The sequence below is a fragment of the Providencia vermicola genome (assembly GCF_010748935.1).
Taxonomy (GTDB): domain Bacteria; phylum Pseudomonadota; class Gammaproteobacteria; order Enterobacterales; family Enterobacteriaceae; genus Providencia; species Providencia zhejiangensis.
On the sequence record NZ_CP048796.1, the window covers coordinates 3,560,017 to 3,575,273 of the forward strand.

Here is a 15,257-nt window from a genome sequence, read left to right on the forward strand (position 1 = left end):
CCGCTCACACTGCGGGGAGCGCGTGAGGATTAGAAATTGTGTTTGCTCAAATTGCTCGACGACGGCATCACGGTGTTACCGTTCGGTGGTGACTTTCTAAGCAACACGCGGAGTGACGACTAGACCAAGCGGAGCCATTAGCCTTTGGACGCCATAAGCGCTCAGCTCATGCCCTCTTTGCATAACCGTTGATTAACGTTCTGTTCCCTAAGCGATTTCGACTCTGTTCAAAGATAATTTCATCTCTTCGGTACAGGCAAAGTTGTTCTGCGGTGATTTAATTCAGCAGGGAGTTGAAGCCAGGCGGACTAGGCTGAACGACTAGTTAAGCCAATCTGAGCGCGGCATCACGCCCATGGATAGACAATTGGTTACACGTTTTTATCGATACTCGGTTTCCTAGAACAGGAGCGCGCTGGTTTGTTTTATGATCTCTTTCTCCATCCTAATTTCTTTATTATATTATCGAAGCGCTAATAGCTCAGCTCTTGCATCGGAATCCATGTTCTAACCAGACGGAACAGCAACGAGTTCCGCTCCAGGTGTAACAGAAACTAAAAACCGGAAAATGTAAAAGAGGCCACCGATGTTGGACATATGTTTAACTGCGTACGGCGGCCTAAAGTGGTACCCAGATGTAATAATATATCGGAGTAGAGTAAACAGGTCGGTATACGATAGGCGGGGAATAGATTCATGATAATGAAGCAAGAGTTCGGTCTTATTTATGCAGGTCAGAACAACAAAAGGGTGGAAGATAATATACAGCAGAACCTCAGAGGATTAATGGAGCATTTACTCAGTGAAGGATAATTCGGCAATCGATGGAGGGGATGTGGTCCAAGCGAGTGCCGAACATTTAATCAATTATATGATGAGGTCACTATCACATTGCCTGATTTCGGTCCCGGACTTAAGAACCCGGCGGCGATAAATTTCATCACCACGAGGGAGTTAACCCCGGTAGTGACACTGGAGGAACAGCTAGCCCCTTGTTCATTACAGAGGTTCGAGGTAAGAATCCCGTCACCAATTGCGGTGGTTTCATTTTCGATCTTGAGGACAACCGCATTGGGTACATCTGGCCCCGAACACTGTATCTTAATCTGTTCGGAGTATTCAGACGGACCGGTGGTGAGCCCGATCAGGCCCATATCGATCGTCGGAGGGATATCGATGGAGCAGGTGTAGTTAGGGACGGCAGAGGGCGAACCGCAAGTCCTCCAGTATTGGTCACCAGTAGTGCATCGGCCATAAAGGTAGTCATAATCACGACCGACGACGGAGACATAGACTCTTATCCCACTTTCCATACCATGATAGGCTCCCTTGAGACGCATGTTGGTGTTGCTGAAGGTACCAATACCTACCCCGAGGTCAAGGACGGCGGATAGGCAATCGCGGGGGTCTTTGCGTTTGAAATGGCCTGTACTTGACGGGGTGAAACCAGCAGGTGTCGCCCCACCGGTCCATGCAGGATAGCCAGAATGGTAAGTAAATTCTGCACGTAATTCCAAGTCGCAGGGCTGAAATTTCATCAAAAATTCCGCGGTTAGTGCCCCACCGAGAGAAGGAAACCATTGGCCGTTCACTGAGATGTCGCGATATTCATAATTATATTTATAGGGGCTTTCAATTTCAGAACAAGCGGGGTAGGTATAAGAGCAATTAGCGATCCCCTCATAAATATTTAACTCCGGAGTCGCAGGAGACGAGGAAAACGACGCAAGTAGAATAGTTAGAATAGAGGAAGAATGGAGTAGGCGTGCGATATTAATCATATGTTCTTTCTTCTTCGCTGGCTGTATCTTTACGATACAAAGATAAAATGAAACCCTACACTTGTCTATTAACACAAGCTTGCTCATAAAGCCGTAGGCGTTGTTCTTTTTCAATTTTTCGTTCTTTTGCACGGGCTAATGAACGCGGTGAACGGGTCGTCTCAGTCGCCGTAAACCACTGACCTAACCAATCAAATCCCTTTTCTATCCGTCCCATTTGGGTCTTATCCGGGTGACAGGTAAAGCCATCTAATGCCAAAGAACCTTGTAAATCTGCTATCGCACGCTTTAAGGGCCAGCGCGTTGGCGATAACAGCAAAAAATCATCCATATAGCTTTCATAAAAAAGACCTTTTCGGTTTGCTAATTCGTTATCCAGTGAATATAAATAAGAGCCGCCAATCAATGGACTCAGGGCACAGCCACGGCAGATACCGCGTGCCAACATATTAAATTCACCACCTTCTTCTACACTGTAATCGATATACTGAGACAATAAGTTTAATAGTACGGGTGAATCTGTGTATTGCTGACACCATTGCCATAAACGTTCTTTTGGGAAGTGTTCGTAATATCCTTTTATATCCGTACGATAAACAAATTGATATTCCCCACCCGCTATCGCCAGTTTTGTCGCCAAAATTGAACCCTGTACACCACCATGGCCTTTTAGGTGACGACAAGTGGGATGTTTTGGCAATAATGGTGTTAAACATAAAGTTAGCCATTTAAGGGCTAATGCATCTTCTGCACACCATTGTACCGTTCGTCGCCCATCCCAAGTTGTAATCACTTCCATCGGCTTCAAGTGATATTGGCCTAAACGAATACGTTGCCATAACACCTCACATTTTGTTTGCCAATGAAAACGCAGGTGCCAAACGTCGGTATTAGCCGGATAATGTTGCCGCCGTTGACAAAGCCAGTGATAGGCTAATATCCAATTGTGACGCCACTTATCATTCATACACTAGGGTATAAGTCAGCGTAGCGCTAAACCAACCAGGCTTAATGGTTTTATTTTTTAATGCATCAGCATCCGCTTTTAAATAAGCACGTATTGGAATAACCATATCACCGTCTTTAATTGGATAAATAGGCTCAACTTTCGCATCATTAATAGGTAATGGCTTACCACTCATGGTTTCTAAACCGATCACTACTCCACTGGCTTCACTTTCAGGATCAAATTTTAATAAGCCATCCGCTGTTGCATTCCCATTAAATTTAGCTGAGATGGTATTACCTAAAGAGGTGTCGCAATCATCAAGATAAAAATCAAACTCTTTATCGCTATATGCGCCACGTTGCCCTGTATATAAGTCTTTCGCATTAACGTTCTCACCAAAATAGACATAACCATTTTCAGAGCCAGGATTAACAGTACAAGGCAAGGCAATCAAACTACCGCTATATTCGATGGTATTACTGCTTTCAGCAAAGCTAGCTGAAGGTAATATCCCCATTAAGGCAAAAAGAAAACCACTAATAAAACTCTGCTTTTTCATCATCAGCTCCTTAGGGATACAACATTTGAACTGTTGCCGATGCAGTAAAATCACCTTCAAATAAAGTTATCTTAGGGTCGCGAACAGGAACGGCATATAAAGGTAATGTTGCGGTTCCATTGCTAGACATCTTTATTGGAGAGCCCGTATTAGGCGCAATGACAACGCCTTCATGATAAAGACGGATACCTAATCCATTGATGCTTGTTCTTAACGCTTTATTATCAAAAGAAGCAATAAAAGGACTCATATATTGCAAATAGAGTGGGACTGAATTACCTAATTCAGGCCCACAACTTAAAGTTAAAGTAAAATCCTGTTGGTAGTTAACGCCATCAATTTTAGTAATACCGATTTCACCAAAATCAACCTTAATTGGCTGGTTAGGCCCTTTAAGGCCAGCGACATCACAAGGCGGATTTTCAATTAAATTTCCTGAAAAATTAACTTCAACCGCCTGCGCGGTACTAAGTGTCAATAATGCTACACCGCCAAGTAATCCTAATACCCTATTCTTAGAACTCTGAATGAACATTATTGATACTCCACGCTTAGTGTGCCCGTTGCAGTAAATTCACCACCACGAATTCCCCCTGCATCACTAGGTACAGGAACCGCCATTAATGTTGGCTTTGTTTTATAATTAAAAGGAAACCAATCCCTTAATTTTAATTGTTGGCCATTTGCCGTTATTTTAATCGCTAGGTTATTGTCGGTTGTTTTTAATTTTCCAGCTTCCTTAAAGGTACTATTTGGCACCGCCTGAGCATCCACACCTATAAACTGGATTTTTAACGCAGGGTTATCTGCTGCATCTTCACAATCTAATTGATATTCAATTGGTGTAGCGCCATATGCTATACCATCAATATTCCTAATCACTAAATCAGGGAAAGTCACTGTAATAGGGCCATTCTTTCCCCCATTACCATAAATATCGCAGGTTTTTTCAACAACAGTCACTTTTACTTGAATAGTAAAAACTTCAGCGCTACTTTGCCCACTCACTAGCAATAATCCCCCCGAGATCATTGCTGTAAGTAATGATTTCACTGGCCTGTAGCCTACTATTTTTTTTGTGATAGAATTCATCTTCCGCCCCTTACTCATAAATCATTTCAAAGGCGATCAGTGCTGAATACGCACCCGGTTCTAATGGCCCAGAGGTTCTTACTGGAGTCACATAATAGGTCAGCTTATCTTGTCCAGAAGCTAGCAATATAGGGTTACTTTCTTGACCTAATGGCAAGGTTTGACCTTGGCTATCACTAAGCACTAAGCCTATGCCTTGTGCGCCATTCACTCGCGCATAGTTCGGCATAAACGGAACCGTGGGGGCTAAAAAACGCACTTTGACTGCGGGTTGCGTTGAACTCCAAGCCGTTTGCCCTGTTTGGACGTTTTCTAGTGACGTTGGTGTTTCTAAACAATCCAGTAACTCAATTTGAAAGGGGATAGGACGGCCTTGCCCCCCCGTACCTTTAAAATCCGCCGTTTCAGCGTTGCCGAGTAAGACAGATTGATAACTTGAAGTCATTGCTAATCGGCATGGGCTTTCAGTCAATGAACCAGACACATAGAGCACACCATGTTGACCATCGGTATTCCAATTATCGACAGGACGGTACAAAGCACGGTTATTATCATCTGCAAATGCAGATAAGCTACTTGCCCCTGCAAATAAGCAAGCTAAAAGGCTGTTGCGAATATGCTGAGTCAATTTTTGTTGAGTCATGGTTCTCTCCTTTCCATTCATGCCGACAGGCCTGAGATAATCGATTATTTTGTTTCAGTAACAACCTGACAGCTTGATGCCTGACAACGGAAATTCAGCTCTGGACGACCACCGTAATCATTGATATACGTCAGTACCGGTGAGTTACCCAGCTTACTAGCACTTACCCCGAGATTTTCACTCGCAAAAGGCGCAACCATCACTGGCGTAAAATCTTTTGCGTCGGATTTTGCGGTTGCGCCAGCATTAATAATGGTGACGTAGTAAGGCGTTGGGTTCTTCAACATCACCGTTTCACCCTGTTTTTCTAAAGTGAGTTTATCTTGCGCTGGTGCGGCATTTTTCTCAGGAATAATGGCTTTTGGGCGATAAAACAACTTCACTCGAGTTTGTAAAGCAATTTGCAATGTGTTCGGCTTATCGCTTTTGGGTGGAATTTCACGCAAGTTAAAGTAAAACAAACTCTCACGGTCATTAGGCAGCATATTGGCTGCTGGCAATGCTTCAATTTTGACTTGGCTTGATTTACCGGGCTCTAAGCGTTGAACAGGCGGTAATACCACCAGTGGTGAGTTGATTTTTTCGCCTTCTGCGTTTTCCATCCAACCTTGAGCCAAGTAAGGCAACTGCTTATTGTTATTGGAAATATTTAATGAGATGGATTTTTGACCGCCATCATAAATGACGCGGGTGCGATCCATTGATACCGCTGCATGTGCAACCGAAGAACACAGAACAAGACCCGTTAAACTTGCAACAACACTGAGTTGAGTTATCTTTTTCATGCTGTAGTAACCTATTTTTTGTTGCTCGGTTAATCTTCCGAGCAACCTATTTACATTAAAAACCGATTGTTAATCACACTTAACGTTGCGTAATTTCTTGAGGCTGAGTACTCGCAGCCACAATAGGGACACAAGGTAATAACAGCGCTTGTTCAAGTGAGCCTTACTGTGCAGGGAAAGTCACTTTACAGGCCTTATTTTCGCCCCATGTCACCGTCATCGCATCCCCTGGATTTATACCGCTGATATAAGCACTACCCGCATCCCCGACAATGCCTGTATTTTGGTCTTTGGCATTTTTTACCTGCGCACCAAACGGTGGATGTGAACCATCAGTCAAACTTAGAATCGTCATGGCTTTCTGACCTGATACCACCTCAAAGCGGCGGAAGCCAACCGCTCCTTCGGTCATAGTAGCTTGTACCACGGACTGCTGGGCATCCACGTTATCTGGCAGTTTATTCAAATCAATCTGTGCTTTACTGCGGTAGTAGCTGTTCACATCACCCACGACCGCTTTACCAAACATATTAGATTCTACTGGAGCCCCAAAACCTTTGATTGGTACGCCTGCGACGCCATCAGTATCCACCACCATACGTGTCCCCCCCATCGAGTTCACACGATGGAAGCCTCCACCTTCAGCCGTCATGGTAAAACCACCTGATGCCGATAAACCATAGGCACTGTATTGACCATGTTGATAGCTGGCATTAGCACTGACCCGAGCAATGTCTGCTTGATGGTTAACAAATGCACTGGTTGAAGCCCCGTAACGGCTACTCCCCGCACTGACTTGATAGGTCGTACGGTCATCAATGCGGTCATAATAAGTAGCACGGTTAGTGGTATCATTACGGCTAGTATTTAATGAGTAACCAACGCTACCCGTATTTCCCCAAGGGAAAGAGAGTGACAGATAAGCACTATCATCATTCACACCGTTATAAACACTGCGGTTTGCTGATAAGTTAATGCTGATATTTTTAATCGAGCCAATATCCATATACTTCGAGAGCATCACACTGTAATAATCATTACTTGGACGATCCCAATAGGTTTGGTGGTTATAGTTGGCATACAGAGACACCCCCGCGTCACGGAAGTTTTTGTTAACGGAGATCGTATACAGCTCTTTACTTCCGCCGTAACGTACGCCGGTTTCTTTCGCATTCAAGTAATCTGACATTGACATAAAGTCACGTTCAGAGAAGCGATAGCCCGCAAACTGCACTTGGCTATCGTACTGTTCAAAACGCTTTGAATAGTTAACACGGTATGAACCACCACTAATGGTGCTTTCACCCGGTAAACGTGCAAAAGACTGCGTTACGTCAAAAGAGACGGCACCAAAGGCCAGTAAGTCACGTCCGATACCTGCTGATAAGGCATTATAGTTTTGACTATTTAAGCTCCCACCAAACAGTGACCAACCGTTGTTGACCCCCCAAGAGAACTCCCCTGTTAAGAAGCTATTCCCTTGACTATGACGGTCATAATTAGTTGGTTGACCTAACGCTAATTTATATTGAACCTGACCCGGACGCGTTAAGTACGGTAGATTTGCCGTATCAACTTGGAATTCTTGTACAGAACCATCTTCTTCTTTAATCGTGACATCAAGTTTACCGTTGATAGCATCACTCAGGTCTTGGATCCTAAATGGCCCCGGTGCGACTTGAGTTTCATATAAAATTCGTCCTTGCTGACTCACCGTGACGGTTGCGTTAGTTTTGGCGATACCTGTCACTTCCGGTGCATAGCCACGTAAGCTTGGTGGCATCATATTGTTATCTGAACGCAAACTTGCCCCTGTAAAACGGAAGCTGTCAAACATATTCGATTCAAGATAATCTTCACCCAGCGTTAATTTAGCTTGCAATGTTGGAACTGCACGATAAGCGTAGAAACGGTTCCATTGGAAATCTTTATCTGTTCCTGCGTTTTTACCATTTTGATGGCTTAAACGACCCTGCCAATCTGCACGCAAGCGCCATGCACCTGCGTTAATCCCCACAACGCCATTACCATTCACTTGATAACTGTTGTTACCACCTTTACGGTAAGAGTTATTTGCATTGGCATTGATACTGTAATCAGCCAGAATCGCTGGAATACCATCATCCCAACGCGAGGGAGGATCCCAATTAGGTGCCGTATACTCCATATAGGCTTGTGGAATACTGACATACAGTGATGACGTTGCGAGATCACCGCGGATCTGCATGCCTGGTAGACTTTCAGGGTTTAAACACTGCCCATCATGCCACCACGTTAACTCTTTTAGCGATGATGAGGTCAAAGCAAGTTGATTAATATATTCAGGCGCTAAACAGGCTACACTGCCTTCCGGATCATTCTCGGGAACATAAAATGGCACACTGATTTCAGGTAATGTTTCATCATTCACTTTCAGTGTTAATGAATAAGTTCCTGGCATAATATGACCAGCGCGCGCAAACTGATTTAAATCAATGTTACTTTTGTCTTCGAGGTCTAATACATCGGTATTAAATTGAATAGCTTCTGCCGCTATAACAGGTAAAGCGACCCCGTGAAGCGCCATCGCAATAATCACGCTCAACAAGCGAGGCTTTGGTAAACAAGCATTGAACAAAGACATAAGTAACATCCCTAAAATTCAGTATCAGGAAGAATCAGCATTTTTATTAGTAGTAGTCGAGCTTAAAACGAATCGCTGTCTGGTATTCTCCTGGACGGAGCGGCGTTTCATCTGATACCAGTCTTAAACCATAATTAAGAATATAATTACCGGGTTTGATATCTTGTTTTGCTGTCGCTAAACCAGGTCTAACTATCTGTCCTGACGCATCTTGCAATGATAGAGCGACACCTTTTGCTGCACCTGAAACGCTGAACCATTCACCATTTGCAGGGCCATCAAAAGTGACAGAAAAAGTTTGCCAATTGTCGCCATCTTGGGGAGTTAATTGACAACCAATCAAGGTGATCGAAAAAGGCTGTATAGGTCCATGCCCAACTTGGCGTAACAAACCAATTGGTAAAATACCCATATCAATAGATTGCTCATAAGAGCCTGTATCAATGGCACAAGCGGTATCAACGATGCTACCTTGCATACTCACCTTACCCCAAAGTTCCCCTGGAGCCGCATGTACAGGCATTGCGCCTAATGCACTAACCGACAATAGTGCTGCCTTTAACAGTCCTGTTCGCTTCACGATCACCTCCATTACTGAATAAGTCATGAAGTGCAAAAGCACTTCATGACGTACATACCTTAATTTTTAAAAATTAGTTGTATGCTAAAGTAAAGTTAGTCACCGCAGAGAAGTTGCCTGGAATAACAGTTGCACCAGCAAGGCCTTTCAGAGCAGCTTGGAATTTCAGTTCGTTGCTACCTTGAACATAGTTTTGAGTGCTACCAGCGTTAACATTGATTTGTGCGCTAGAAGAGTTCATGATTTTGACAGCTGCACCCGCTGCATCACCAGTGATTTGCAGTAAACCCGTGTTTGCTGCTTCGCCATCAACGGCTTCTGTACCCGCGAAAGTGATAGTTACTTGGTTATTTTTTTCCAAGTTACAACCTTCCAATTTAATAGAGAAAGGTTGCGCTGAAGATTCACCACCCGCAGCCAAAGTGACGTTAGAAACTTGGCCCAGCTCAACAGTCTGGTTTTCTTCACCTGGCGCGATTGAGCAAGGTGCTTCGATGATTGAACCGTTAAACGTTACAGTACCTGAGCCTGCATCAACAGCTAAAGCCGATGCACTTATTGCGCCAGAAATCAGGGTTGCTAAAATAATCTTTTTCATATTGGTTACGCCTTTACGATGAACACTAAAAAGAGCAAGCTATTAATAAGCTCACTTGGTTAAATAATTAATGGTATTTATTTTTAATAAATAAAAACAAATAGAATACTTTCTGAGAACAGAAAGTATTTTCTTTATTCTCAGTTAAATTTAAAACTTTAAATAACTCAATATTCTTCAGTGAAATATTAATCGACTACGTTAGCATTAGCCGATTAAATTATTCATCTTTGCTGACAGAGCATTCTCACCTTTATAGTAAGGAGCTGGAGGCAAAAATAAATTAATATAATGAGAACTGACATTCTTTTCCATATCATTAATATTAAGATAAACCGAACTGAAGAAATTACTTAAACTACAATCTAACTCATGTAAAATAACAAAGAGAGTATCAACATTAATATTGCAGACCCCTCTTTCATACCGAGATATTTGCTGCTGAGAGACATTTAATTTTTCAGCTAACTGTTTACCCGTCAACCCTCGCTTCTTCCTTAAGCGAAATATCTCTTTTCCTACCGCAGTCATAAAAATACTTTTTGACACTTCTTGTTCCACTATCATATTAGGCTCCCAATTCCTGATACAACTAACTTCATTTATTAAAGCCCGCTTGTACGAAAATGTTTATTGCCTCGCTTTGTTGCAAATAAATTTACTTTACCTGCCACATAAAATCAAACAAGCCAATATCTATCAAGCAGTTATTGATATAAGCTAAATATCCAAATAACGAGTAATCAGAGCACAAAAAATCACATTCCCCTGATACATTCAACATTCTTATTAAGAAGGTACAAATTAGCCCAGAGCTTTATCTTGAAAAAATCCCAAAAAGATTGTTAAATAGATAAATAATTCTTAAATTTACACTTTTTCAGATATTAAGTAATAACACCTAGGTATGATAATGTGAAAAAATTTTATTTCGATAATTAAAATAAAGCAAATCCATTAAAATCAAATGGTTATATGACAGCCTGCTTTTTATGTTTCCTTCTTTTTTGGATATTATATTTTGTAATATCTGTAATACAATTTTAATAACACTAATTATTCAACATTAAATGAGATAGAAAACTTATTTTTATTGAACATTTATTTTTTTATTTATATTCTGATAGAATCCTTCTTAATTAAGAAAAATTATCATTAATACCTAATCCACTTTGGAAAAGTCATCATTAAGTGAAGGTGGCTTACTTATTTTCGAGATCTTATTATGAATAAAATCATTCACTATATCGCTTATTTGTCGATAACCTCATCAAGTTTTATCTTTTCACATTCTCTATCAGCAAATGAAAATCAACTTCCTGGGTTATTAAAGTTTGCTAATGAGTATGAAGAAAAAAAACGGTTGAACGGTATTAAGGAGAACCAACCTTATGATGATGAAGAAAGTGGAATTCAATTACCTCAACTAAAACTGAAGATACTCAACCAGAAAATTCAGGCATTAAGTATTAATGAGAGACAGTATAAAATACGAATTCAACAACAAGAGAAAGAGCTATTACAAGCTAAGATGAATAAAATTAATGATGACTTATCAATTTTATTGAACAAGCAAAATATGCAACTAAAGTTACAACAACAAGAAAAACTACAGTCTCAAATAGAAGAATCTCTAAATAAATCCAAAAATGACAATCTTAATTTGAGCAACAATATAAAATTATTAAGTCAAAGACTCGAAGAATCAGAAAAAGCACAAAAAATAGCAATCGAACAAGCGCTATCTCTCAAACAACCCATAGCGGTTGAAAAATTAAAAGGCAGTGAAGCTTTAAAACAAGCTTATGCTGCCGGTATTGCTATTGGCCAAGATGCAATGACTATCCATAAAGAGAATCAATCTTTTGGTCAAGATATGGATAAAAAAGCATATTTAGCCGGTATTACCGATGCTATTGAGGGTCGCTCTTTACTTTCACCAACCGAATTACAGACAGCATTAATTGCCTCTAATTCAGCAGTCACAAAAAATCGTGATGCTAAAAAAGAAGAACAAACTAAACTGGCAAAAAACTTTTTATCTAATTGGTCAAAACAAAAAGGCGTTGTTTCTGACCCGCTAGGCTATTCCTATAAAATTAACTATGTAGGGCAAGGTAAAATTCAAGAAAACGATACCGTTAGTATTGTTGTAAAAGAGTCATTATTAGATGGTACCGTGGTAAGTGACATGGATTTACAAGACAAATCACTAACACTCCCTTTAGACAGTTATCCTCCTCTCTTCCAATCAGCAATTAAGCATTTACAAAATCATGGGGAAATCACTTTTATTGTCCCGCCTGAATTAGCCTATGGTGATGAAGGTTATCCACCGGCAGTACCGCCTGGAGCATCCATTATGTATACCTTACGTATTGCCGATATAAAACCGACAACAGCACGTTAATATCAGAAATGGCTATGAGAATATCAATCTTAATTTTTTCTATAATAGTTTCAGTTTTGGTTGTAGGTTGTGGTGATAATGCCTCTCCTGAAAGTTCACAATCAGCCGAAACAGCGTCACCTTCTATTGATGCTAAAAACAGCTTTATGGAAGGCCTAGCCCATTATAACGCTGATCCCCCTAATTACTCACAGGCTGCCAAATATTTTAAACAAGCCGCCGAACATGGTAACCAAGACGCCCAACTTTATTTAGCAGCATTATTTGAATCAGGATTAGGTGTAGAACAATCATGGTCAGAAGCAGTCCATTGGTTTAAAGAAGCCGCTATACAAGGTAACTTACCCGCCCAATATCAATTAGGTTTGATTTATGAAAAGGGGGAAGGAGTCGAGAAATCACGTAGCCAAGCATTGTATTGGCTAACTCTTGCTGCTGAGCAAGGGGACCCAGATGCACAGCACCAATTAGGTTGGCTATATATGGAAGAAAATGAAAGCAATCAAACCTCACAACAATCTGCCATGAAATGGTTTAAAGCCGCCGCTGAGCAAGGGCATGCATCCGCACAAAATATGCTAGGCTGGTTATATGAAAATGGTGCAGATGGGCAACCGAATATCAGTGAAGCATTAAAATGGTATCAAGCAGCGGCAAACCAAGATAATCCATATGCATTAAATAACCTAGGGTGGTTTTATTGGGAAGGTAAATCAGGGATCACTGATAAAGAAAAAGCATTGAACTACTTTATTCAGGCCGCAGAGTTAGGTGATAAAGATGCACAATTAAACCTTGGCTTAATTTATTATCAAGGTGATGGGATTCCTGCTTCAATTGAAAAAGCTCAAAAATGGTTTATGCGCTCAGCAGAGCAAGGTAATGCTTATGCACAATATAATTTAGGGTGGTTAATGCAAAAAGGTGAAGTAGAAAATGCTTCACCCTATGCCGCACGCTACTATTTTGAGCTGGCTTGTAAGGGGGGTTTAGAAAAAGCTTGTTTAGAATTGGAAAGGCAAAGCTCTACCCATTTTTAGAATCTATAGCCGTGAGTTTAAATGGGCTCACGGTCTCCCTCTTTCTACATTGATTCCGTTTACTTCTTATACCTACTCCGTATATCACCATAAAATCCTAATATTCGTTCTTTAGAATGATAGTCACTATCCGTAATTTCGCACTAAAATCGACCGTGATTTAACCTTTATTTAACAAATATCATAAAATAATATTCATTATTGACCGAGGTGCTAATATGAGCGAATCGCTGCACACACAAGATGTCAATGCTCCACCTTCTACCGTTGTTCTAAAATCCTCATTAAGTTTATTGCTTGCGATTATTATTTTTTCCGCTATTGCACCCGGTATTCTAATGACGGCTCCCGCTGTTGCAGCACAACTGGGCTTACAATGGCATTTATCTGCTGACAAAATCGGTTATTTATTTTCAGCAGAGCTAGGTGCAATGAGCTTTGCCACTATTCCTGCATGGTATTGGATCAACCGCATTAGCTGGCAAAAAATAGCGATTATCTCCGCAATCATTTTTATTATTGGTAACTTAATTTCTGCATTCGCAACCACCTACACCGTTTTACTGATTATTCGTTTTATTGCATCATTTGCAGGTGGAACGCTGATGATCTTATGCATATCAAGCGCTGGCAAAACAAAAAACCCAAGCCGAATGTATGCTTTTTGGGTACTTGGACAACTCGCATTAGGGACTATAGGTCTGCTTGTTTTACCACCTTTATTTGAACTATACGGGCTACGTATTGTTTACTTTATACTTGCGGCTTGTATGCTCCTTTCTTTTCCTCTTATTCGTGCATTTCCCAATGTCATAATGAGCGAAGAGCAACATCAATCAACACCCGTCAATTTAAAAAGTACATTCGCGAATAAAGCGATCGCCATTTTAGCCGTATTGATTTTTTATATTTTTTTGAGCCAAGTTTGGACCTTTATAAGCGTGTTTGGTCAGAACAGTGGATTAAATGCTGAAGAAAATGGCCAAGTTTTGGCAATTGCGACGATTTTAGGCATGATTGGAGCAATTATTGCGGCTGTTATTTCTACCCGCTTTAAAACCAGCAAATTAGTTTTGCTAGGGTATACACTATTAGTGATAAGCGTTCTTCTATTAATTGCCTCACCGACTGTAGTACGATTTGTCATAGCCGCGCTATTATTTAAATTCACGTGGACATTTGTACTCCCATTTATTATGGGGGCGGTATCTCAGCTAGATACCAGCGGTAGGTTAATGAACAACATGAATTTAGTCATTGGTGGAGGGATGGCGATTGGGCCTGCTATTGGTGGATATATAATAGCGAACTCGACAAACATGATGCCATTTATCAGTTTTGCTATCTTATGTATTCTATGTTCATTGGTTTTAGCTGCTTATTTTATGGTGCGCTCAAAGCCATAACATTTAAATAAATGACATAAGGACTTAGGTATTAGCCTCCTAAATATCAAAGTCCTTAATAATAAAGAATAAAATACCAAATTAGATATTCAATAGATCGAGAACACGGCTATTCTCTGATGACTCTATATAATATCAATCTCACAAAACCACGAATGCGGCTAGTCAGGAGATAGACGAATATTCAGTTTTATCAGCCGTATAAAGTACTTTAATAACTTTTTGATAAATCATACTTCAGCTGAGAATATCAGGTTATTTTTTTGATAAATCATACTTCAGCTGAGAATATCAGGTTATTTTAATAGGTTATACCTATTAAAATATTTCGTTTTCCTAAATGTAACTCAGTATTATATGATGCTAGATACCGTTTACTTAAAGAAAATAAATGACATTATTTCTCTTAAGTCCTCATCAGATTAATGACCGATAGATAGACCATCAAGATAACAGATTTTAATGCACAAAGATTTTCACTAAAAAAAAACCATTTCTACAACACAAATATACAGTAACCAAAAGTTAATAAATAATTGTGATTGTAGAAATAGCAATATAGACAAAAAATTAAACTTAAGAATATAGTATCGCTATTAAAGCTAAACCTGGGAGGAACAAGCTATTTATACAGCGAGTATAATCTAAATTTAACCAACATATTTAAATCGTCGTTACACCTAATTCGTGTTCAATATTATTCTAGCACTTTCAAAATTTCAATACTGAAAAGGTACCTAATTCAATATATAAATTTAAAAAACACATCAAACAAAAAATCAAAAGCCAAT

At 40.3% G+C, this 15,257-nt stretch carries 13 protein-coding genes and 1 pseudogene; 3 read left to right on the forward strand and 11 right to left on the reverse strand.

Going from position 1 to position 15,257, the window contains the following annotated elements; all coding sequences use genetic code 11:
- Nucleotides 1-863 precede the first annotated feature (863 nt).
- The 11 genes and pseudogenes from G3341_RS16055 to G3341_RS16105 all read right to left on the reverse strand — a co-directional run bounded on the left by G3341_RS16055 (nucleotide 864) and on the right by G3341_RS16105 (nucleotide 10,177).
- Entirely contained in the window at nucleotides 864-1,895 is a 1,032-nt protein-coding gene (locus G3341_RS16055; RefSeq protein WP_163862902.1) for a hypothetical protein, read from the reverse strand.
- Nucleotides 1,837-2,748: a reverse transcriptase domain-containing protein gene (locus G3341_RS16060; RefSeq protein WP_163862904.1), complete on the reverse strand. Its 912-nt coding sequence runs from the start codon at nucleotides 2,746-2,748 to the stop codon at nucleotides 1,837-1,839. Before G3341_RS16060 ends, G3341_RS16055 begins: the two co-directional genes overlap by 59 nt.
- Nucleotides 2,741-3,289, reverse strand: a complete 549-nt coding sequence (locus G3341_RS16065) for a fimbrial protein (protein WP_231131811.1) — start codon at nucleotides 3,287-3,289, stop codon at nucleotides 2,741-2,743. Before G3341_RS16065 ends, G3341_RS16060 begins: the two co-directional genes overlap by 8 nt.
- A gap of 10 nt (nucleotides 3,290-3,299) precedes the next feature.
- The gene (locus G3341_RS16070) at nucleotides 3,300-3,824 is read right to left on the reverse strand and encodes a fimbrial protein (RefSeq protein ID WP_163862908.1); all 525 of its coding nucleotides are present in this window, start codon (nucleotides 3,822-3,824) and stop codon (nucleotides 3,300-3,302) included.
- Entirely contained in the window at nucleotides 3,824-4,342 is a 519-nt protein-coding gene (locus G3341_RS16075; protein WP_244316444.1) for a fimbrial protein, read from the reverse strand. Before G3341_RS16075 ends, G3341_RS16070 begins: the two co-directional genes overlap by 1 nt.
- A 49-nt stretch (nucleotides 4,343-4,391) precedes the next feature.
- The gene (locus tag G3341_RS16080) at nucleotides 4,392-5,024 is read right to left on the reverse strand and encodes a fimbrial protein (protein WP_231131813.1); all 633 of its coding nucleotides are present in this window, start codon (nucleotides 5,022-5,024) and stop codon (nucleotides 4,392-4,394) included.
- Nucleotides 5,025-5,068: 44 nt separating this feature from the next.
- The gene (locus G3341_RS16085) at nucleotides 5,069-5,809 is read right to left on the reverse strand and encodes a fimbria/pilus periplasmic chaperone (RefSeq protein ID WP_163862914.1); all 741 of its coding nucleotides are present in this window, start codon (nucleotides 5,807-5,809) and stop codon (nucleotides 5,069-5,071) included.
- A 166-nt stretch (nucleotides 5,810-5,975) separates the two neighbouring features.
- Nucleotides 5,976-8,441: pseudogene (locus tag G3341_RS16090) on the reverse strand (outer membrane usher protein); the annotation flags it as partial.
- A 37-nt stretch (nucleotides 8,442-8,478) separates the two neighbouring features.
- A complete protein-coding gene (locus G3341_RS16095) occupies nucleotides 8,479-9,024 on the reverse strand; it encodes a fimbrial protein (RefSeq protein ID WP_154622313.1) in 546 nt (181 codons plus the stop codon).
- A 61-nt stretch (nucleotides 9,025-9,085) separates the two neighbouring features.
- Nucleotides 9,086-9,610, reverse strand: coding sequence for a fimbrial protein (locus tag G3341_RS16100; RefSeq protein WP_163862916.1), 525 nt, complete (start codon nucleotides 9,608-9,610; stop codon nucleotides 9,086-9,088).
- A gap of 207 nt (nucleotides 9,611-9,817) precedes the next feature.
- Nucleotides 9,818-10,177, reverse strand: a complete 360-nt coding sequence (locus G3341_RS16105) for a helix-turn-helix domain-containing protein (RefSeq protein WP_163862919.1) — start codon at nucleotides 10,175-10,177, stop codon at nucleotides 9,818-9,820.
- A 658-nt stretch (nucleotides 10,178-10,835) separates the two neighbouring features.
- On the opposite strand from G3341_RS16105, the gene G3341_RS16110 reads away from it, so the two are divergent.
- From G3341_RS16110 to G3341_RS16120, 3 genes are all read left to right on the forward strand, one after another.
- Nucleotides 10,836-12,020, forward strand: a complete 1,185-nt coding sequence (locus G3341_RS16110) for an FKBP-type peptidyl-prolyl cis-trans isomerase N-terminal domain-containing protein (protein ID WP_163862921.1) — start codon at nucleotides 10,836-10,838, stop codon at nucleotides 12,018-12,020.
- Nucleotides 12,021-12,034: 14 nt separating this feature from the next.
- Nucleotides 12,035-13,060: a tetratricopeptide repeat protein gene (locus tag G3341_RS16115; RefSeq protein ID WP_163862923.1), complete on the forward strand. Its 1,026-nt coding sequence runs from the start codon at nucleotides 12,035-12,037 to the stop codon at nucleotides 13,058-13,060.
- A 218-nt stretch (nucleotides 13,061-13,278) separates the two neighbouring features.
- On the forward strand, nucleotides 13,279-14,466 hold the full coding sequence (locus tag G3341_RS16120) for an MFS transporter (RefSeq protein ID WP_163862925.1): 1,188 nt from the start codon (nucleotides 13,279-13,281) through the stop codon (nucleotides 14,464-14,466).
- The last annotated feature ends 791 nt before the right edge of the window (nucleotides 14,467-15,257 follow it).